Consider the following 20892-nt stretch of genomic DNA (forward strand, 5'->3'; position numbering starts at 1 on the left):
AATGGTTATGTCTCAGCAACACCAAATACACGCTCGGACGATATGGCTTCAGCTTCGTAAAACGCGTTGGGCGTAAACTCCTTAAAGTCCCGAACCAGATGCTGATAGTAGTAATACTCTAAGCCGTCAGGGTTGATGCGAGGAATATCCTGCGTTGCACAACTATCTTTTGGGTAAGTCGTTATGCAGAATTTGGACAAGCGTCAGGCAATCTGGAAGAATCGGACATTTTGTGGACTGTCTCAAAATGATTGGAATTACACCTGCCACCGATTCTGCGTATAGGCGTCATTCCAGAAATACCACTCCAGTTGGCTTGAGGTTCGGAAAGCGTCGCGCATTCGCTGTTGTTCGGTCGTTCCGGCCTGTTGGGCCAACCGATCCGTGATGGCCAGCATCTGATTGACGGATACATCGAACGCTTCTCCTGCATACGTGTCGATCCATGTTTGGTACGGGTTTTCCTGAATAGCTCGTTGGTAGATATGTTTACCCACCTGCCGGTAAATCCAGAAACAGGGCAATACCGCTGCTGCACCGACGGCAACCGATTGAAGCGATGTGGTGGCCAGCAGGTAATTCGTATACGCAAAACAGGCTGGCATTTTGTCCGATGTTGGTTCGATGGCATAGATTGAAAAATAGGTTTCGTGCAATGCCCGCTCGACCAGAATAGCGTTTTGCGCAAACTGGGTAAACTGCAACACATCGTCTGTGCTTATCGACCGGGCTGCCAGTAGATTCAGGGCACGGCTGAAATCGGCCAGATACAGGGCATCCTGCTGAATGTAGTACTGAAATAGAGCCGTGGGCAGACTGCCTGCCATCAGTTCATCGACAAAACCGTGTTTCAGAATGGATTCGTAAATAGGCATAATGTCCTGCCAGAGTTGTTCGGTGAATTTCATCTGCGTTCTATACCTTACTGCCAGAGGTTATAAAAATGGTGAACAGGCCCATGTCCATGCCCCAACCGATAATCAGCACCGGCTTGTAATGCCCCTGTCAGGTAGGTTTTAGCCATTGCAACCGCATCAACGACCGATAATCCTTTGGCCAATCCAGCCGCAATTGCCGACGACAGTGTACAGCCCGTTCCGTGTGAATTGTTGGTATTGATACGGGCAGTTGGAAACCAATGCTGCTCATCGGCCGAAACGTAAAGTAGATCTGTACTGTCGTTGTCAGCCAAATGGCCGCCTTTTACCAGAATCGCGCCCGGACAGCGCGTTGCCAGATCGACAGCCGCAGGCAACATATCGGTTTTCGTCTCTACAGATCGACCCAGCAATACGCTGATTTCGGGCAAGTTGGGGGTAATGACCGATGCCATCGGTAACAGATACGTTCTTAATGCATCGACTGCTTCGTCCTGTAACAGCTTATCGCCACTTTTAGCGACCATGACCGGGTCAAGCACAATGGTCGACACATCGAACGCGCGTAACGTAGTGGCCACTTGTTCAATAATTTCGGGCGAGTGAAGCATACCAATCTTTACCGCATCGACGCCAATGTCGCTCAGAACGGCTTTCAATTGCTCAACGATAAAGGCGGGCGATACCGGAAAAATGCCGGTAACGGCCTGGGTGTTCTGGGCCGTCAGGGCGGTCAACACTGACATGCCATAGCAGCCCAATGCCGAAAACGTTTTCAGATCAGCCTGAATACCAGCCCCTCCGCCACTATCGGAGCCCGCAATGGTTAATGTCCGAATGTAGGTGTTCATAGGAAATGATTGAATTGTTGAATGATTGAATGATTGAATTATTGAATGATAGAATGATAGAATAGAGTGAGGTAGCTATTTAACCATTCTATTCAATCATTCTATCATTCAACAATTCAATCATTTCCCTGCTGGCTTCATACGGCGACGGGTGTCCGCAAATGGCTGATACGACGGCGGCACCCGTTACACCGGTTTGCATCACCTGTTGAATGTTCTGAGCATTAATCCCGCCAATCGCAAAGGTTGGCAGGCTGGTTTGACGGCAAAGCTGTTGAAGGCCATCCAGACCGAGTAGACTCGACGTGTCCTGTTTGGTGCCTGTTGGAAAAATTGTGGCTATACCCAGGTAGTCTAGTTGAGCGCCAGCAATAGCCTGTAATTCAGCCAGATTGTTGATCGATAACCCAATGATCTTATCTGGTCCAATCAGCGTCCGAACCATCGAATAAGGCATATCGCCCTGGCCAACGTGAACACCATCGGCATCGAGCGCCAGCGCCACATCAACCCGGTCGTTGATGATCAGGTTGGCTCCGTAAGCCTGCGTGATCTGCTTTATTTCGGCGCCAAGTTCCAGAAAAGCCCGTGTAGACAATTCTTTTTCGCGGAGCTGCACCCAGCGAACACCCGCCCGACAGGCTTCTTCGACTACAAACGGAAGCGTATGGCCTGCCTTTCGGGCCACATCACTATCCGTTACCAGATATAAACGATTCACGACTGTGTCAGCTTGAGGGTGTCGGTAAATTGGGCTTCGGTCAGTCGATAGAGCGTATCCAGAAAGTTGACCTGTAAGCTACCGGGAGCCGGGTTCTTCGCTACGGCCAGTTCACCAGCGATTCCCATTACAGCCATCGCGTGTGTAGCGGCCTGAAAATAGTTGTTGTTCACAGCCGAAAACGCGCCCGTTATGGCCGTGGCCGTACAACCCATACCCGTTACTTTGGTCATGAGCGGATGCCCGTTGGCCACTTTGGCGGTTCGGTCGCCGTGAATGATGTAATCGGTTTCACCACTGATCACCACCACCGATCCCCATACCGAACTCAACCGTCGGGCGGCCTCCACGGCGGCCTCCGAGCCATACAAACTATCGACCCCTTTGGTTTGGGCGTTCAGACCGGCTAATGCCATGATTTCGGAGGCATTGCCACGAATAATGTCGGGAGCAGCCAGCGTCAGCAATTCCTCGCTGACCTTATTACGAAATGTAGTGGCCCCAACACCAACCGGGTCAAATACAATGGGTTTGCCCAAGGCTTTAGCCTGTCGCATGGCGAGTTTCATCCCGGCCACAAAAGTGGCATCGAGCGTACCGATGTTGACGACCAGTGCGCTGGAAATAGAAACAAACTCTTCGACCTCGTCGGGCGCATGAACCATAGCGGGCGAAGCGCCGAGAGCCAGCAGGGCGTTGGCCGTGTTGTTCATGACCACGAAGTTGGTAATATTGTGAATAAGCGGAGCCTGCGCACGAATGCGCTCGACATCGGTCCAGATCAAGTGTGAGGGTTGAGTCATGTTGCTGTTTATGAGATAAATACACAGCAACTTTAGAGGAGAGTAAACGAAGTTTCGTTAACTTTTCCCTACGGCAGTACGAACTGCATCAGGTAGTGAGGGTATTCTCTCAGTCTGAGCCGATCTGGTCAGACACCCCTAAAGTTGTGCAACAAAGGTAGCAGATAATACTGTACAAGCGGATAAAAAACGAGACTCTTTATCGGCTTTAAAAAGTTTGCGATAGCTTTACAAACCCTATTCCTATTTCCCAAAACCGATGAAACTAACCGCTGTTCGTTACCTGTTTTTTCTCTTGATATCACTGGCTACAGTCGGGCAAACCATGGCCCAACCATCCGGCGATACCTTTATCAATGGCGATCTGTTGCCTAATGCGCCTGAGCTGGCAGCTCGCGGAAGCTATCCGATTGGCGTACGAACCCTGAAACTGATTCATAAGGACCAGGTCGATGTGTTGCATACAAAAGAAGGCAAGCATCCCTTGTATGATCGTCCGTTAACGCTCGAAATCTGGTATCCGGCCCGTATTCCCGACAATAAACCGGGCATAGTACAGTATGAATCGGTGCTTGGGCGATCAAATGATCCTAAACGACCCATCGTCCCTTTTACGTTTCCGGGCCGGGCCAGTCGTGATGCCGAACCCGACCGAAGTGGCGGAGCTTATCCATTAGTTATCGTATCGCATGGCTATCCCGGATCGCGGTTGTTGCTTACCTACCTGACCGAAAACCTGGCTTCGAAAGGGTACGTTGTTGTCGCCATCGACCATACCGAATCGACCTATAGCGATTTGGCCGCTTTCCCGAGTACACTACTAAATCGCCCACTCGACGATCTGTTTGTTCTGAACGAGATGGCTCGGCTGAGTGCGAAAACCAGCAATACGTTTCTGGCGGGATTACTCGACGCCGATAATACGGCCCTGATTGGTTATTCGATGGGTGGCTATGGCGTACTCAACACGGTAGGAGCTGGCTTCAGTGCCGAAGCCCTAAAACTGTTTGGCCAGATGACCAACGGAAGCACTGCACTGGAACCCCGTACGATGAACTCACCCGCTTACAAGCCCACACTCGACTCGCGGATTAAGGCCGTAGTTGCGTTTGCGCCCTGGGGAATGGAACGGGGTGTATGGGATGCTGCCGGATTGGCCGGGTTAACGTTACCGACACTGTTTATAGCGGGTAGTAAAGACGACATTTCTGGCTATGAAAAGGGCATCAAAGCCATTTATGAAGGAGCCGTTAATGCAGATCGTTATCTGCTTACCTACGTCAATGCACGGCATAATGTAGCGCCCAATCCACCGCCAGCAGTAACGTTACAACCCGGCGTATCGGCTGACGAATATGGTCACTATGCTGAACCGGTCTGGAACGAGCGCCGAATCAACAACATCAACCAGCACTTCGTAACGGCATTTCTGGGCATTCATCTGAAGAAAATGGAGTATGCGAAGTACTTCAACCTTCCTGAAACGGACGCCCCTGGGCCATGGACTGGCTTCAAACCCCGAACCTCCCTTGGCCTGGAAATGCATCATGCAAAACCGTAGAGATCGTCCATCCCTGTCCTCCTCCTGAAACAGAGATGAGGTAATATTCCAACTAAAATAGCCATGCCGCAACGAATCCATACCCCTCGCCTTGTGCTACGCCCCTGGCAACCTGCGGACGCCGAACCGTTTGCCGCTATGAATGCCAATCCAGAAGTAATGAAGCATTTTCCGGCTCGCCTGTCGCGGCTGGAAAGCGATGCCATGATCGAACGGATGGTCTATCATATGGACGTAAACGGCTGGGGATTGTGGTCGATTGAAGCGCCCAATATTGCGCCGTTTATTGGCTTCTGTGGCTTATGGACGGTTTCGTTCGAAGCGCCATTTACGCCCGCCGTTGAAATTGGCTGGCGACTTGCCCGGCCGTATTGGGGTAAAGGCTACGCGTTTGAAGCGGCTCAGGCTGCTATGAACTTTGGATTCGAAACCCTGGGTCTGGATGAGATCGTATCGTTCACCATTCCGGCTAATATTCGCTCCTGGCACCTGATGGAACGGCTCGGTATGACCCATAATCCCGCCGACGATTTTGAGCATCCGCGTCTGCCCGAAGGTCATCCCATGCGTTGGCATGTGCTGTACCGAAAAACGCACGAACAACATACAGCATTCAGTCCAACGTTCTAACAAACAAAACCGACCGGCTCCACTTAAGAACTCGGTCGGTTATCTCAAAAACGAAATGACTCCTACTATTTCTTCTCTGGCATCAGCACTAGCCGAATAAAATTAGAACCCAAATACTGATTGGCCGCTTCTTTCGTGCTCCCGACCGTTACTTTTTCCAATTGCTGGTTCTCATGTAAGACCTCATCGGGCGCATCACCATTGTAATATTGACTTTGCAGATAACCGAGCCAGAACTGGTTATCTTTCAGTTGCAATTCTGTTTCGCGCCGGGTTTCGGCCTTAAACTTGGCAATGTCGGCCGGAAGCGCGCCTTTCTGTTTCAGATCGTTAATCTGCTCCTGCGTTTTAGCAATCAGTTTTTCAACGTTTTCGGGCGCACAACCGAAGCTAATGCGGAATGTGTAGCGCGGCACCGGATACTTGCTATAAGCTGCATTGGCACTGACGCCATAAACGCCACTTTCTTCTTCACGTAGTTTTTCAATTAACTTAATTTCGAGCACTTCGGCCAGCGCATCCAGCTGAGTCGTTGTTTCGGGCGACCAGGTCAGGTTTCCGCTATAAACCAGTTGAACGGCGGCTTTCGGATCAAGGCCCCGATACACGGTCTTGCTGATCTGGCCTGTTGGAATTCGAATCCCAAGATCCTTAAACGTTTCGGCTTTACCAGTTGTTGGCAAACCTCCAAGGTATTTCTCGATCAGCGGTTTTATCTGATCTTCCTTAAAGTTACCAACAAAATAGAACGTAAAGTCGCCACCATTCGCAAACCGCTCCTGATAGATTTGCAGCGCACGGTCGAGGTCTATTTTATCAAGATCAGCGGGTTTGAGTGGTTGCCGGCGGGGATTATTATCGCCCAACGTTACCTGAATTGTATCCTGAAAAACGCGCTGTGGTGTGGGTGTATTTACCTGATTCTGAAGCGCCGACCGCTGATTCGAGAGAAATCCTTTCACAACATCAGCATCTTTTCTTGGCTGGGTAAAATAGCTATACAACAGTTGAAGGGCTGTTTCCAGATCTTTCGGGGCTGCACTACCATTGACTCCCTCACTCAATTCACCTATGTAGGGATACACACTCACTTGTTTCCCCGCCAGAAATTTACCTAACTGTACCTGGTTGTACTCGCCCGTGCCACCCAATGCCGCCAACGTCGACGAGAACCTCGCCGATTGAAAATCGTTCAGATCGTAGAGCGATGTGCCGCCAAAGCTGCTCCCCGAAAACAGAATCTGATCGTTTTTAAAGGTGGTCGGTTTCAGCACAACCTTTACGCCATTTTTCAGCGTCCATTCGGTTACACCGATGTCTTTTATTTCTTTTTCGCTTACCACAGGCGATCCGGTCGGTTGCCGGGCCAGCAGGGGGCTGTCGAGCGTTTTATCGTCGTAGGCCGTCAATCCTTTACCCGCTGAGTCGATGTAGCCCAGGATTTGCTCAACCGTTGGGAGCTTTGCCTTGTCTTTTTCGGGGGCCATGACTATAACAGCCCGGTTATCATTATGAATAAACTGATCGACCAGCGCATTCACCTCATCGAGTTTAATACCATCCTGAATCTTCTGCAAAAAGTGGTAATAAAAGTCGATGCTCGTGTAGGGTTCATGATCCGTAAAATTCTGGACGTATTCATTTACGTAGCTCGATGAGCGGGTTTTGTCGCGTTCGCTATAGGCCTGCTCTACGTTGGTCATAAACTCCTGCTTGGCACGAGCCAGTTCGGTTGGGGTAAACCCAAACTGTTTCACCCGGGCATTTTCATCCAGCACCGCCCGAATCGCCCGTTCAACATTGCCTTCTTTGGCTACGGCAATAGACGTGAAAGCATCCAGATTACCCAGAAAATCGCTGTAGTTGCTATAACCGCCCAAAAATGGAGGGTCGGCCTGCTGCGTCAGCTCCTGAATCCGGTTGCCGAGCATGGTATTGAACAAGCCACGCTTGATGCTTTCCCGCAGATCGTTCAGCGTTTTTTCTTTTATTTCAGGCCGTTTATAAATTACCTGTATGATGGTATTCGGCTGTTCGGGATCGGTTACAATAGCAACTTTGGTATCCTTATGCGGTGGTATTTCAAATTCGGTGCGGGATTTGGCCGGTCTTACTGCCGGAATCCGACCGAATTTTTCCCGGATAATCCCTTCTACTTCTTTCAGATCAAAATCGCCAACAGCGATCACAGCCATCAAATCGGGCCGGTACCAGTCTTTATAGAACTGCCGCAAGGTTTCGGGCTTGAAGGTTGTGAGTACCTGTTCGGTACCGATTGGCAGTCGTTTTGAATATTGAGAATTGTTGAGCAGGATTGGAAAATACTGATCGCGCATCCGCTGACCAGCGCCCCTACCCAATCGCCGTTCTTCCAGCACAACACCCCGTTCCTTATCGACTTCAACCGGGTCTATTGTGGCATTATGGGCCCAGTCTTCCAGAATCTGAAACGCCTGCCGGAACACATTAGCCGAATCGGTCGGAACAGGCAGTTGATAAACCGTTTCGTCGAAACCCGTATAGGCATTCAGGTCGGCACCAAATCGAACCCCCGACGATTGCAGAAAGTCGACTAGTTTGTTTTTGGGGAAATTCTTCGTTCCGTTAAACTCCATGTGTTCCATGAAGTGCGCCAGTCCCTGCTGATTATCGGCTTCCAGCACCGACCCGACCCGAACTACCAATCGAAGTTCAGCCCGATTTTTAGGTTCGGCATTTTTCCGAATGTAGTAGGTCAGGCCGTTGGGTAGCTTGCCAACTTTTACGGCCGGATCAGGCGGAATGGGTTTGCTCAGGTCAAAAGCCGTAGCGGCTGTTTGTATGGGTTTAGTCGGTTTAGGAGCCGATGATTTTGGTTTGGAGGGCGATTGAGCCAGCACCAATGTTGCACTAAGCAACAAGCTCAGCGATAACGGAAAACGTACCATTCGGTCGTTTGGGTTGGGATTTGATTTTGTAATTAACGTATGAGATAATAACGCTGAGAAGGCTTGAAACGTTTATCGCTTCCAGATCAATAAAATGGCCACCAGTATTGAAGCAATCACGGAAAACCAGCAGATCAGAATTACCCATCGAATTGGAATTTCCCACATAGGCGGGTGCATCAGGGCTGTTTCCTCATCGACCTCAACAATGCCGTATGAATTACGAACACAGAAATCGTCCCAATCGGTATAATCAGCAAAACGGGCGAGGCTATTCAGCAACTCGGGCGAATGAACGATTGACTTGTGCCAAAAGATCTGTAACTGCTCAGCATCTACACGTTCCTGCGTGTGTGCATGAACGAGTTCGCTCAGGCGCACAAAGTCGCGCGGACGCCAGTGCGAAGCGTGTTCCCATCGCAAAATGTGTTCAACCTGGTCTTTTAGATCGTCGGCGTGTCGGCTCACACTTTAATAATAACGTTTTTGCGATACATCCACCAAAGAATTCCGAACCAGATTAACACAAAGGTGAGTGCACCGGCCAGCGACGCATTGGTTGGATCGGAAAAAAGTGGGGCAATAAAACTCCGATAGAGATACTCTTTCAACCCAACTTTAGTACCATCTGAACCAGCTACGTGAATCAGGTTCATCATCCGCGGAATCAGTCCCGACAGGAAAAAGACTGTGATGGCATTGACGCCGAAAGCTACAACTGGCAGGATACCACGCCGGTAGTGTTTAACGTCAATTAGCCAGTAGCACAGCGCCAGCCCAAGCATAGCCAGCCCACCGGCGAGCAACACAAACGAGCTGGTCCATAAGGCTTTGTTGATCGGAAAAAAACCATTCCAGATTAACCCACCTACTGTGCAAAAGCAACCTGCCGTAAACAACCAGGCCACTTTTTCGGCAGCCAATCGATCGGAGCGCAGCAAATTGCCAGTTAACAAGCCCAGTATTCCGGTACCAACGGCCGGAAGCGTACTGAGCAACCCCTCCGGGTCCCAGACTTTGGCCGGTTTGTATACGTGCGCAGGTGTAAGAATGATCCGATCCAGCCAGGCCGCCATATTGGTTTCTGGCTCCAGATTGGCATAGCCGACGCCAGGTACGGGCACCAGCGTCATCAGCAGCCAATAGCCGATCAGTAAGATTGCCAGCAGAATACCTTGCTGACGAGGAGTTGTTTTCAGGAATAAAAAAGAGCAGGCCAGATAAACGAGTGCGATTCGCTGAAGTACGCCCAGAATCCGAACGGTCGAAATGTCGAACTTCGGAAAGAAGCTCAAAAACAGCCCCAGTAAAAACAGGGTAATACTCCGCTTCAAAATTTTGCCAGCCACCTTCGAATCATCTGCCGAACGACCTAAGGCAAATGTGATCGATACGCCTACAATGAACAGGAAAAACGGAAAAATCAGATCGGTCGGCGTCCAGCCGTTCCAGGCGGCATGTTCGAGCGGAGCATAGATGTGCGCCCAGTCGCCGGGATTATTAACCGTGATCATGGCCGCGACCGTAAGGCCGCGAAAAAAGTCAAGCGAAAGCAAACGACCTGCCGAAACCGGCGGGTGGTGAAATTGGGCCGTACTTGTCGAAACGAACGATTGCATGTAAGTCGGGGTCCAGAGCGAAGGGTTTCCCGAAGATACGACAAGTAGGGCAAAAACGTTAACTGAACACCTTCGATAGCTTTTTCTCCAGATCCTTTTCGAGTTTTAAAAGGCCTTCGGCATTGGGCAGATACGTTAGCGCCCGATGATGCCGCAGATCGAACGGAATATCGCCCACCGATTGCGTAATTGGAATCACGATTTTTCCGAGTGTATGCGCGACGCCGGTTTCGTAAAACACGTTTGGGTTTCGATCTGTAAAATCGGTAATCACGGCTTTCGATGTATAAATCAGGTCGAACACATCCTGAATCAAAATACTGTTATCCCAGATATCGTCGGCCCGTTTGCACTCAATTCTGAGTCGGGCACATACGTTTCGAATAGCTTCGTAGGTACCATTAAATCGACTTTCAAACGGCATCATGACCGACAATACGTTCGATTCAACGGCTTTTTCGGGAATGCGGAACACATCAGGTGCGAAGGTGATGACCCGCTCAGGCATATTGACCTGAACTGTCGAAATAAAATCAGGAATTTCGCGCACTGGCCGATTCATCGTCAGCTTTTTAGCCTCAACGAAGCGTTCAATTTCGTAGAGATTGCTATGGCTTTCAGTAATCAGTTTCGAGAGAATCAGCAGGCTATTCCCCTCATAATCATCATCTTTAAAATCGAGACTTCGTAACAGGCGTGGATGGCCTTCTATTAGCTCGACCGCATCGAGCAGATAGGCCAACTTGATCCAGTCGGATTTCGTAAAATGATCGACAATAAATTCATGTAAAGCAAATAGCCGGAGCGTTCGTTGTTTGTTTTGACGTGTCATGCTGTTGACAAAAAGCCTCATTATAATACAACTATTATATAATTGTGCAATTATATTCAAAATGTGTATTATAACATATAACAGTAACTAATTTTAATGGCTTTTCGCAGGCGGATTCTTAAGTAGGGGTAGTTCGGCATTATGTACAGCATCAGTCACTTAGACCAGTCAATCTAGCTAAAATACAACCTAGCTGAGGGGCGGTAATTTGGACGTTTTCCAGAACGGTCTGATAACTCTGATTATGTAAAGATATTATAGTTAGAAAATGATTTCTGGCCTGTTTGAGAGTGTTCATTAAAGTGTGTCAAGTTAGCAAATCATAACTTGACACACTTTAATGAACACTCTCTGAAAAAGCTCTGGATTTAGAAAGAATTATCAATAAACAAGCTCGCCCAGCTTCTTACGGCTTGGGCGAGCTTGTTTATTGTCAACGCTATCGTTCCTAAAAATGCCAGCGCACAAAGGCTTCCATGGCTTCGTATTCGGCCAGACCCAGGCGGTTATATAAACCGGCCGTACCCTGGTTACGTTCTTCGGCGCGCTGCCAGAACTCCCGCGAGTCAGTACCCTGATACACAACACCGTCTTTCTGCGACTGGTGTTTGAAAATACCCAGCCGTTTCTTCATCACCTGGTCGGGCGACATCGGCACGGCCATTTCAATCTCATGAATATCCCACTCGGCCCAGGCACCACGGTAGAGCCATACCCAGCAGTCTTTCATGAAATCTTTATCCTTTAAGCGACGAACTGCCTCCAGAACGGCATCCAGACAAACCTTGTGGGTTCCGTGCGGATCGGCCAGATCGCCAGCTGCATAGATCTGATGGGGCTTGATCTCTTCGATCAGGTCCATCGTAATCCTGATGTCTTCTTCGCTGAGCGGTTTTTTGGCGACCTTTCCGGTTTCGTAGAAAGGCATATTCATGAAGTGCGCATTTTCGACGGGAATTCCAACAAAACGGCAGGTTGCTTTCGCTTCGCCCATCCGAATCAGACCTTTCACGTAACGCACTTCGACCGTATCCATTTCGCTGTCTTTTTTCTCGCGCAACGAAGCTGCGGCATCTCTGAAAATCCGCGTCGCTTCTGGGCTGTCGATGCTAAATTTTGTATTAAAATCGACCACATAGTCGGCAAAACGCAGCGCTTCGTCATCGGCAACGGCAATATTACCCGAAGTTTGGTAGCCAATGTGTACCTCATGGCCCTGATCGTGCAGGCGCTGGAAGGTGCCCCCCATCGAAATAATATCATCGTCGGGGTGCGGGCTGAAAATCAGGCAGCGTTTCTGAGCAGGTAGCGCCCGTTCGGGCCGGTTTGTATCGTCGGCATTCGGCTTACCACCGGGCCAGCCCGTAATGGTATGCTGGAGCTGATTGAAAACATCGATGTTAATATCGTACGCCTGACCATACTGAGCCAGCAGATCGCTCATACCGTTGTCGTTATAATCGCGGTCGGTCAGTTTCAGAATCGGCTTACTTAAGGCCAGCGACAAATGCGTTACGGCCTTTTTCTTCATCTTGTTATCCCAAACAACCGAATCCACCAGCCAGGGTGTTTTCATTCGGGTCAGCTCTGAGGCAGCCGCTTCGTCGATCACAAACAAGGCATTTGGGTGCGTTTGCAAATACGAAGCTGGGTTCAATTCGGTTACCAGCCCTTCAACAGCCCCCCGAATAACTGGCGCTTTGCGTTCGCCCCAGGCAAGGAGCACAACGCGACGGGCACTCAGAATACTCGCAACGCCCATCGTAATGGCCTTACGGGGTGTTTTGGGAAGTCCACCGAAATCGCCCGCAGCAGCCGCCCGGGTCGAGTTGTCGAGCATCATCAACCGGGTATGAGAATTAATCAGCGAACCCGGCTCATTGAAACCAATATGCCCATTTCCTCCAATACCCAGCAACTGGAAATCAAGTCCACCAGCCGCTTCGATAGCTGCTTCGTATTGCTTCGAAAACTCTGCTACTTTATCGGCAGGCAGGGTTCCGTCGGGCACATGGTAATTTCCTTCCGGAATATCAACATGGTCGAACAACTGCTCCCGCATGAAGCGCCAGTAGCTTTGCAGCGAATCGGGCTCCATGGGAAAATACTCGTCGAGGTTAAACGAAACAACGTTCCGAAAGCTCAGCCCCTCTTCGTTATGCATCCGAATCAACTCAGCATAAACCGTTTTAGGCGACGAGCCAGTTGCCAATCCTAGTATACAAGGCTTGCCTTCGCTTTGTTTCTGCCGAATTAGGCCAGCAATTTCCTGCGCCACAGCCCGCGATGCATCTTTGGCATCAGCATAAATGTGCGTTGGAATTTTTTCGTACGTAATAGCTGAATGGAGAGGGCCGCCAGTGGTTGAGAGACCTGACGTCGATTCGCCCGATAGTTGCCCATCCGGGTTGTCGAGTAGTTGAGACTCGGTGATCATGCGCTATACTCAGGGATTAGTAAGACCTTGCAAAGGTCGCAAAAAATCAGCGAGTTTATATCAGTTTAGCGGTTGATGGGTCTATATTTTTAAAATTTTTTATTAATAGGTTCTGAGCGGCAGATAGTTGTTAGCTCTGGCGAGCCAGTTGATCGGCCTCGGTGGCTGTTTGTAGCGAATACAAGCCATTTTCTTCCCGAATGGTCCTATGCGTATCTGGATAGCGAATTGCACTGACCTGATCACGAAACATGAGCCGGAGCAGTTCGCTATACAAATGTTGCTTCTCATCGCCAAAGCCAAACCGAATTTCGATTTGCTGATAGGCGTCAAACTCTTTATGCCGCCCGCGCAGAGGCCGGTCTTTTCCGCTCACGTTGGCCGTTACGTTCAGTTGAGCGCCGGGAAAAAGATCCAGCAAGGCACGCGTAGTTTCTTCGTCGGCCAAACAGCGCATAATCATTCGGGTGGGTACCCATTCGAATAGGGTCACATCGCCCCGCTCGAACAGCAGGCGCATTTCCTGCCGATCCATGCGGCCCGTTTGTGTGAAGCCATGATAAAAATTGACGAGTTTTTTTCCGGTTTCGTCATCGCCATACTCTACCGTTGCCTGCACCTGATCTTCAATAGCGCTTCCCGGACGTGTTAAGACCTGTGCTGCCTTCACCGTTCCTTCGCCCAGCCAGCCCGCAAACATGTCGAAGAAGTGAACGCCATGTTCAATAAAAATCCCTCCGCTTTTACTCCGATCCCAAAACCAGTGTTCGGGCGAAAGGCCCTCATCGCCCGCGTAGTTTTCGAAATAGCCATGCAGAAATTCGCCCAGTAGTTTTTTATCGATCAGGTGTTTGATCCGGGCAAACATGGGGTTATATCGCTGCATGAGGTTCGTAACCATAAGCAATCCTTTTTGCCGGGCAGTTTCAATCATTTCCCGTCCCTGTTCGGGATTGATGGCCAGTGGTTTTTCGCAGATTACGTGCTTGCCCGCATTCAGCGCCAGCATAGCCTGCTCGTAGTGCAAAAAAGGCGGGGTAGCAATATAAACTAAATCGACATCGGGATGATTGACGAGTTCATCGAGACTAGCGAGTTGATCGGCACCGAAACGTTTGGCTGTTACCATTGCCTCGTCGCGTTTCGATCCGGCAATGGCTACTAGCTTCGTATGCGGTGTCTGCAAAAATTGCTGAACCGCAAACAGACCAAAGCCTCCCATGCCAATAACTCCAATTCCTAGTTCGCGTTCATTCGGCGCGGTCGTTTCCATAATATTGCGTGTTGTATCCGCATAAACAACCAAAGGAATGGGGTATATGTTGGCAGAAAGCTATTCAACTACTTTACACTATAGAACTAATGTACCCATCGGTTCTGCATTTATGGCCGAATAAACAGTGAGGCCGTTGCATTAGCGTAAATCAACCTGGCATTTGTTCCGAACCGTAAACTCCTGGCATTAGCATTGCTAATGAGCAGTGTAACGGTATGATCATCGGCAATGAGTACATCGTCGCATAGGGATGGTATTCGCCCACAACTCCAGGTAGATGCCGCATTCCAGTCGCCAGAAGCTACACTTTGGCAGACTCCCCGGCTGATCTCAATGTCATCTATTCGCAATTGATCGCGGGCACCAGAGCTGCCTACGCCCGTCCAGTAATACTGCCACAATAGCTGCACATAAGGTTTATTAAGCAAACTGGCAGGTAGCGCAACCGGCCCTATCACCTGCGAATGTCCGGCACTGGCGTTTCGTACATACTCGACAACCTGATTTGAACCATCGAGCAGGTCTGTGAAAGGCCCTGTACTTCCAATTCGGTACCGTAATCGTATGGCATACTGACGCGGATTAGGCGTAACGGTTCCGCCCCGCCACTGCACGTAGGCTTCCGTAAGCCCTACGGTTCTTAAGGCGAGTACCATTCCGCCCAATCGGGTGGCTATATAGCCGACATTGGCTCCTCCGGTATTGATAAATGATAGCCCATCGCTGCCTAACCCATTTATACGCGTACTGCTCGAATAATTATAAGTCCCTTTAACGGTATCGGCCACAGCATAGGTTGCCGACAGTGGCGGATCGTCCTGACTCATACTTACCAAATAGGTGTTGGATGGGTATGTACCGGCTGCCGAGGTAGCAGGCCAGGCGTCAAATCGGTATGCACAAGTAGCTAAATTATAGGCAGAAGGGTTGCCCCCAAAGCTTTCATCAAAATCAAATACAGCCGTAAACGAACGATCGGTAGTAGGATTATAGCTATAGGCCGTATCGGTCGTAAGAGTCGTTCCGTTCTCCTGCCAGGCAACAAACCTGTAGCCCGCTTTTGCTTTGGCTACAATACGAATCGTATTTCCCTGAAAATAAAGTCCCGTCCAGGGATAGGGGCTAGCGGGTACCCCGGCCGTAGTCGGCAGAATATCGATTGTGTTGACTTTAACATATCCTCGACTGGTATCCGAAACCGAAACGGTTACGTTACGATCGTTCGATAACCCAAATTTCGACCGAATATGCTCACGTGCATAACTGGGCCGCTGCTGCACAAACGTTCGGATGTAGTTAACATTCGTAGTCCAGGTAGTAAGGTTTTTTGAGGTACGCCACCGGTCGAAATGCTCCGTAATATAGGGCTGATACTCCTGCTCAACAGCGTTGAGCATAGCAACCGTTCGGGTCTGGTTAAAGGTTGTATTGAGCAGATCGGCATATCGATTAATAAAGTATGCCTTATAGTCGGGCAACTCCAGCAGCCGTCGTAGTGGAAAGGTAGCATTGAGCGTATTATCGGTAGCCAGCGCCAGGGTATTATGGTTATAATTCTCCCGATAGATATAGCTCAGACCATGATCTACGTCTTTCATCATCCACCGAAATCGTCCATCCTGCCCATAGGGTGCCCTTGGCAAATACTGACTGGTACGCTTACGCCAAAGCTGCTGGTTATTATTGGGCCAATCGTCGTTAGCCGAATAAATCTCGGAGATCTGATAGTCCGTAAAATTTTCGACATCCATTTTGGTTGCCACATAGGAGTAGCTTACCGGACTGGTATTCGTAAAATAACTCAACATAGCATTATAGGCCGTCAGATCACCCTCATTGGCATCGATACCAAAACTAAGAGACACAATGTCTACACTGTCTGGGCTAACGTTATAGTTCCTGTTGAGATAGTATTTGTCATATCGTTCATACAAGCTGTGGATTCCCCAATATTCGCCATTCACAAACACTACACTGGCCCGATTGGATTGCGTATCGAATTTTAAGTGCCGCACTATAGTCTGCATATACGCATCAATAATCAGGCTGTAGTCCCAGTCGTTGCCGCCATTACGCAGCAACAGTCGGTTATAAAATTGATTCGATGGGCGATTACTGAAAAACGGATAGTCAAAATCACTATCGCCATAGAGCCGTACACTCTTACGCGGCACAGATACCGTACAACCGCCGTTGATTCGCAGACCGACGGGCTGATTTATAATTGAATTGTTGTTGAGAAAAAACTCAACGTTAGCCCGTCGCTCCCAGGAATCCCCTTCGTATGTATAATTGCCGGGCGTACAAAAATCGGCCGATGCGTTTGGGTTTCCAGACCGCCAATCGTCGAAGGCTTTTCCGGGCGTATAAATACCCGTAAAATACTCAAAGAAACTTTTCTCATTGGTGGCTATCGAAACGACCGGAACGGTATAACGGGCCGGAGACGTAGGCGCTATGAAATAGGTCTGTGTTACAACATTGCTCGACAGCGCCCCTGCTTTATAGGCTATTGCACGAACCACAGTGCCTTTAAAAACGGGACTAATCGGAAAATAAGATGGTGGATTAAAAAAGGAGGACGCTTTAACAGATTCTTTGTTAGGCGCACTGGTCCGGTCGTTAATCGCAATCGAGCCCGAATAGGCGTAGGTCTGGTAATGGCCAGTTTCTAAGTCCCCCAACGACTGCCCAGGCTGTTGAGCATAGTAATTTTTATACTGATAGGTCTGGTCTGTCAGGTTAGCAGGATCAGGGTCTGACCCGTCCAATGTATAGTAAATAGTAGCCGTGGGGTCTGTCGTGCTCAGGTTTAACGTAAACCCGCTACTATAAAAGCCGCCTATTTGTGAAAAAACGGGCTCTGCAAGCACAGTCGAATAGCCCGTTTTGTCATTGTTGGAACTGCCGGGACTAACATTACTACCTCCGAAAAAAAACCAGTTAGCCGTGCCGTTAGGCTGACGCCCCCACGACACATCTGCGCGCTGCGGACCAAACGTAACCTCATCGACCGTAGAACCATCCGTTCGATATAACCCTACGGCTTCGCCATCAGCCGAAAGTTTAATGGTAGCGTGTAGCGGGCCACGGCTCGGCTCTTCACTAGCCCATACAATCAGAAAGCCATTGGCGGGGATAATTGTCTGCGATGAGCCGGTTGGAAACTGCGACTTGGTGTGGTTGGATAGGTTGTCGGTAATGTAGTAGCCGGCAATATCTACCGAAAAATTGTTCGGGTTATAAATTTCGATCCAGTCTTCGAAAGAACCCGAATTATCGGCCAATGTATGGCTATTCGAAGCCATTAGTTCATTTACATACAATTGCTGGGCAATAGTCAGGCTTGATGAAAGAACGAGCAGTAGGGCAGTAAGTAAAACGTTCATGGTTAATAAGAGGCATGGAATAGATGATAAAAAATTGCATAGTTTCAAATGACAATTAGTATATCGGAAAACATACTCGGTATAAATAAAGATACCGAAAGCAAATATAAATATAGCTTTAATCAATTATCTGAAGGCAATAGCATCTAATTCTTATACGATATTCTCACTATTGCTAGTTACGCCAATCGTTAATCAAACGAACAGAAACAATTGAAACATCAATAGCTCGTAATGATGCTTACTGTTAAGCATCATTACGAGCTATTGATGTTTCAATTGCCCTATACGTACTAATATGATTTAAGAACCGATTCGCGAATCGGCAATAACTCATACAAAGCTAAGATCGCCATTCACCAGCGCCTTTTGGTAGTTTTCCGGGTTAAACTGGTACAAATAGGGCGACTTATGCGCTTTGCCTGTTCGGCGCTCGTCGAGCCGGGTCAGAATATGCAGACTCATAATTTTTTTGTGGAAGTTGCGCGCATCCAGCAAACGGCCCAACACGGCTTCATAGAGTCGCTGGAGTTCAGGAATGGTAAACTTTTCGGGCAACAGATTCAGGCCAATGGGTTGCCAGTTTAGTTGTAAGCGAAGGGTTCGCAGCGCCACTTCGATAATGTGCTTGTGGTCGTATAACAACGATGGTAGATCCGAGACATCCCACCAGCAGCACTCATCGGACATAAAATCGGCGGAGGGCATCACCTTTGTCTGATCAACCAATGCATAATATCCCATCGAAATGGTTCGTTCGGGCCACGAACCACTGCCGAATGGAATGGCCATTTTCTGGCGACGCCATGTATCTTCCCGATCATATCGCACCGCATCGCCAAACAAACGAAACTGTTGCAGAAATAATTGATCCAATCCGGTTCGCTCGCGCAATACCCGATTGGCGGCCACATCGACTGATTCATTTTTATAAATAAACCCACCCGGCAAACACCATTCATTGGTATTTTTCCATCGTAACAGTAAGACTTTCAGATGGGTGTCATAAAAACCGAATATCACACAGTCGAGCGACAGCCCGAGCACGCATTCGTCTGATACTTTTTTAAAATGGGCAAGCAATTGTTCGGTAAAAGTCATACCAAAAGCTCTTTTTCTTTTTACTGGTCCTGGAGCACTCCACCCAGGCCGTACAATTTACAATTTGAACATAATCGGTGTATAACTCATCGTAGTTAAGCCTGCACCTTTACGCTAAAAATCCTTTTTCTATGGCACGTTCACGCCCAATAATACTGTTGCTGCTTTTAGGCCTGTTTGCTGGCATCCGGCTGGTTGAGGCTCAGAAACTGGCACCCGGCCCGCAAGTACTGACTTTTTTCTCCGATGTCGATGATACCGAGCAGCCTTATGGCCTATATATCCCCAAAAACTACAATCCTAAGAAAAAATACCCACTTGTCATCATGTTGCATGGAGCAGGCTCCAATCATCGGCTATCGCTCCGTCGTGTATTTGGCAAGAGTAACGCTCCGGGAGAGAGCGATATTGAGACTTCGCGGTACTTTCCGGAATGGGCCGATGTAAACTACATTGTGGCATCTCCACTCGCCAGGGGTACGGCTGGCTATCAGGGCATTGCCGAAAAAGACGTCTTCGACGTTTTGGCGGATGTTAAGAAACGCTTCAACATCGATGAAGACCGCACCTACCTGACAGGTCTTTCGATGGGGGGTGGTGGCACGCTCTGGATTGGCCTGAGCCGACCCGATATCTGGGCAGCCATTGCTCCGGTTTGTCCGGCCCCCCCCAAAGGCACCGACGAACTGGCCGCCAATGCAACTAATTTTCCGGTTCATATTTTTCAGGGCGATGCCGATCCGGCCGTAAAACCTGAAGGAACCCGGCAGTGGGTAAAGAACTTTCAGGATCTGGGCGTCAATGTTACCTATAAAGAGTACCCAGGCGTTAAACACGATAGTTGGGTGCAGGCTTATGAGAATGAGTTTATCTTTGGCTGGTTCGATCAGTTCAAACGCAATCGCTTTCCCGAGCGCGTTCGTTTCTCAACCCGCCAATACAAACACCCATCGGCCTATTGGGTACAGTTCGACCAGATTATGCCGGGTACGCTGGCCAGTGTCGACGCGAAATTTTCGGGGCAAAACCATATCGACATAAGCACGAAAAACCTCGGTGCGCTTACACTTAATCTGGCAGGCCATCCAAATTTCAAGGCTAAAAAGCCTGTCGATGTAGTAATCGACGGAAAAACAATCAACGCGCAGGTCAGTAACTCTCTTACCCTGATTAAAGGAGCCGGAGGCTGGGAGGCCGCAGCCTATCAGCCTACTACTACTGCCAAACGGGCAGGTGCTGAAGGTCCCCTAAGTGAAGCCTTTGCCAGCCGACATCTGTATGTATATGGTACCGCCGACAATCCATCGCCGGAGGAGTTAAAGGCGCGCCAGGAAACCGCTACTCAGGCAGCCAACTGGGCTACCTATCGCGGTGAATTTTTGGGTCGAATTATGGTATTTCCGCACGTTGTGGCCGACAAAGATGTTCGGCCCAGCGATATCGAAAGTTCTAACCTGATTTTGTTCGGCACTAAAGAAACCAACAAACTGATCAGTCAATACAGCGATCGGCTACCCATGCAGCTTTCCCCTTCAGCTACTGAGTATGGCTTGTTCTATATTTTTCCGATGAATAACCATTATGTAGCAGTTAGTTCGGGACAACCCTGGTGGACTGGGACTCAGAATGCCAGCTATTTTACGATTCGGGCGCTCGAAGGATTGAACACCTTCACTGATTTTCTGCTGTTTAAAGGGTCGGCCAAATCGCCCATTGTATCGGGTTATTTCGATGAGTCATGGCGCTTATCAAATGCCGACGCCACTGCCCTGAACCAAACAGGTGTCGTGACCGTAACGACAGGAGCCATATCGGCGACTAAGTAATTTAGAAGTATAGGAGAAATTCGGCCTTATTGCTTAATTTT

The 20892-nt window shown here is 49.1% G+C and carries 16 protein-coding genes and 1 riboswitch; of the genes, 3 read left to right on the forward strand and 13 right to left on the reverse strand.

Annotated elements, in window-relative coordinates; all coding sequences use genetic code 11:
- Positions 1-5 precede the first annotated feature (5 nt).
- From WBJ53_RS31675 to thiM, 5 genes are all read right to left on the reverse strand, one after another.
- Complete coding sequence (locus WBJ53_RS31675; protein WP_338873872.1) at positions 6-200, reverse strand: hypothetical protein; 195 nt, start codon at positions 198-200, stop codon at positions 6-8.
- Positions 201-257: 57 nt separating this feature from the next.
- Positions 258-908: a thiaminase II gene (gene tenA / locus WBJ53_RS31680; protein ID WP_338873874.1), complete on the reverse strand. Its 651-nt coding sequence runs from the start codon at positions 906-908 to the stop codon at positions 258-260.
- Positions 909-922: 14 nt separating this feature from the next.
- Positions 923-1729, reverse strand: coding sequence for a bifunctional hydroxymethylpyrimidine kinase/phosphomethylpyrimidine kinase (gene thiD, locus WBJ53_RS31685; RefSeq protein ID WP_338873876.1), 807 nt, complete (start codon positions 1727-1729; stop codon positions 923-925).
- Between the two features lie 88 nt (positions 1730-1817).
- Complete coding sequence (gene thiE, locus WBJ53_RS31690; RefSeq protein WP_338873878.1) at positions 1818-2450, reverse strand: thiamine phosphate synthase; 633 nt, start codon at positions 2448-2450, stop codon at positions 1818-1820.
- A complete protein-coding gene (gene thiM, locus WBJ53_RS31695) occupies positions 2447-3253 on the reverse strand; it encodes a hydroxyethylthiazole kinase (RefSeq protein ID WP_338873880.1) in 807 nt (268 codons plus the stop codon). Before thiM ends, thiE begins: the two co-directional genes overlap by 4 nt.
- Positions 3254-3301: 48 nt before the next feature.
- Positions 3302-3403, reverse strand: a riboswitch (TPP riboswitch).
- A gap of 109 nt (positions 3404-3512) precedes the next feature.
- Between thiM and WBJ53_RS31700 the strand changes: the two genes are divergently transcribed.
- Both WBJ53_RS31700 and WBJ53_RS31705 read left to right on the forward strand, forming a co-directional pair.
- Entirely contained in the window at positions 3513-4814 is a 1302-nt protein-coding gene (locus tag WBJ53_RS31700; RefSeq protein ID WP_338873882.1) for a dienelactone hydrolase, read from the forward strand.
- A gap of 63 nt (positions 4815-4877) precedes the next feature.
- Positions 4878-5444, forward strand: a complete 567-nt coding sequence (locus tag WBJ53_RS31705) for a GNAT family N-acetyltransferase (RefSeq protein ID WP_338873884.1) — start codon at positions 4878-4880, stop codon at positions 5442-5444.
- A 65-nt stretch (positions 5445-5509) separates the two neighbouring features.
- Here the strand turns inward: WBJ53_RS31705 and WBJ53_RS31710 are convergent, their stop codons facing one another.
- The 8 genes from WBJ53_RS31710 to WBJ53_RS31745 form a co-directional block, all read right to left on the reverse strand.
- On the reverse strand, positions 5510-8371 hold the full coding sequence (locus WBJ53_RS31710) for an insulinase family protein (protein ID WP_338873886.1): 2862 nt from the start codon (positions 8369-8371) through the stop codon (positions 5510-5512).
- A gap of 72 nt (positions 8372-8443) precedes the next feature.
- Entirely contained in the window at positions 8444-8839 is a 396-nt protein-coding gene (locus WBJ53_RS31715) for a hypothetical protein (RefSeq protein WP_338873888.1), read from the reverse strand.
- Positions 8836-9990 (reverse strand): heparan-alpha-glucosaminide N-acetyltransferase domain-containing protein, encoded by a 1155-nt coding sequence (locus WBJ53_RS31720; RefSeq protein WP_338873890.1) that lies wholly within the window; start codon positions 9988-9990, stop codon positions 8836-8838. Before WBJ53_RS31720 ends, WBJ53_RS31715 begins: the two co-directional genes overlap by 4 nt.
- A gap of 58 nt (positions 9991-10048) precedes the next feature.
- On the reverse strand, positions 10049-10822 hold the full coding sequence (locus WBJ53_RS31725) for a hypothetical protein (protein ID WP_338873892.1): 774 nt from the start codon (positions 10820-10822) through the stop codon (positions 10049-10051).
- Between the two features lie 448 nt (positions 10823-11270).
- Positions 11271-13259 (reverse strand): glucosamine-6-phosphate deaminase, encoded by a 1989-nt coding sequence (gene nagB, locus WBJ53_RS31730; protein WP_338873894.1) that lies wholly within the window; start codon positions 13257-13259, stop codon positions 11271-11273.
- 130 nt (positions 13260-13389) lie between these two features.
- Positions 13390-14532, reverse strand: a complete 1143-nt coding sequence (locus tag WBJ53_RS31735) for a Gfo/Idh/MocA family oxidoreductase (protein WP_338873896.1) — start codon at positions 14530-14532, stop codon at positions 13390-13392.
- A gap of 110 nt (positions 14533-14642) precedes the next feature.
- Complete coding sequence (locus WBJ53_RS31740; protein ID WP_338873898.1) at positions 14643-17924, reverse strand: CotH kinase family protein; 3282 nt, start codon at positions 17922-17924, stop codon at positions 14643-14645.
- Positions 17925-18257: 333 nt separating this feature from the next.
- The gene (locus WBJ53_RS31745) at positions 18258-19025 is read right to left on the reverse strand and encodes an NUDIX domain-containing protein (protein WP_338873900.1); all 768 of its coding nucleotides are present in this window, start codon (positions 19023-19025) and stop codon (positions 18258-18260) included.
- A gap of 131 nt (positions 19026-19156) precedes the next feature.
- Between WBJ53_RS31745 and WBJ53_RS31750 the strand changes: the two genes are divergently transcribed.
- Positions 19157-20851: an alpha/beta hydrolase-fold protein gene (locus WBJ53_RS31750; protein ID WP_338873902.1), complete on the forward strand. Its 1695-nt coding sequence runs from the start codon at positions 19157-19159 to the stop codon at positions 20849-20851.
- The last annotated feature ends 41 nt before the right edge of the window (positions 20852-20892 follow it).

Source organism: Spirosoma sp. SC4-14 (genome assembly GCF_037201965.1).
Classification (GTDB): domain Bacteria; phylum Bacteroidota; class Bacteroidia; order Cytophagales; family Spirosomataceae; genus Spirosoma.

What these genes read in the sequence shown, in the direction of transcription:
- WBJ53_RS31725 (WP_338873892.1), bottom strand. Translation starts at nt 10,822, where the DNA reads ATGACACGTCAAAACAAACAACGAACGCTCCGGCTATTTGCTTTACAT.
- WBJ53_RS31745 (WP_338873900.1), bottom strand. Translation starts at nt 19,025, where the DNA reads ATGACTTTTACCGAACAATTGCTTGCCCATTTTAAAAAAGTATCAGAC.
- WBJ53_RS31720 (WP_338873890.1), bottom strand. Translation starts at nt 9,990, where the DNA reads ATGCAATCGTTCGTTTCGACAAGTACGGCCCAATTTCACCACCCGCCG.
- nagB (WP_338873894.1), bottom strand. Translation starts at nt 13,259, where the DNA reads ATGATCACCGAGTCTCAACTACTCGACAACCCGGATGGGCAACTATCG.
- WBJ53_RS31710 (WP_338873886.1), bottom strand. Translation starts at nt 8,371, where the DNA reads ATGGTACGTTTTCCGTTATCGCTGAGCTTGTTGCTTAGTGCAACATTG.
- WBJ53_RS31735 (WP_338873896.1), bottom strand. Translation starts at nt 14,532, where the DNA reads ATGGAAACGACCGCGCCGAATGAACGCGAACTAGGAATTGGAGTTATT.
- thiD (WP_338873876.1), bottom strand. Translation starts at nt 1,729, where the DNA reads ATGAACACCTACATTCGGACATTAACCATTGCGGGCTCCGATAGTGGC.
- WBJ53_RS31705 (WP_338873884.1), top strand. Translation starts at nt 4,878, where the DNA reads ATGCCGCAACGAATCCATACCCCTCGCCTTGTGCTACGCCCCTGGCAA.
- WBJ53_RS31750 (WP_338873902.1), top strand. Translation starts at nt 19,157, where the DNA reads ATGGCACGTTCACGCCCAATAATACTGTTGCTGCTTTTAGGCCTGTTT.
- WBJ53_RS31740 (WP_338873898.1), bottom strand. Translation starts at nt 17,924, where the DNA reads ATGAACGTTTTACTTACTGCCCTACTGCTCGTTCTTTCATCAAGCCTG.
- tenA (WP_338873874.1), bottom strand. Translation starts at nt 908, where the DNA reads ATGAAATTCACCGAACAACTCTGGCAGGACATTATGCCTATTTACGAA.
- WBJ53_RS31700 (WP_338873882.1), top strand. Translation starts at nt 3,513, where the DNA reads ATGAAACTAACCGCTGTTCGTTACCTGTTTTTTCTCTTGATATCACTG.
- thiM (WP_338873880.1), bottom strand. Translation starts at nt 3,253, where the DNA reads ATGACTCAACCCTCACACTTGATCTGGACCGATGTCGAGCGCATTCGT.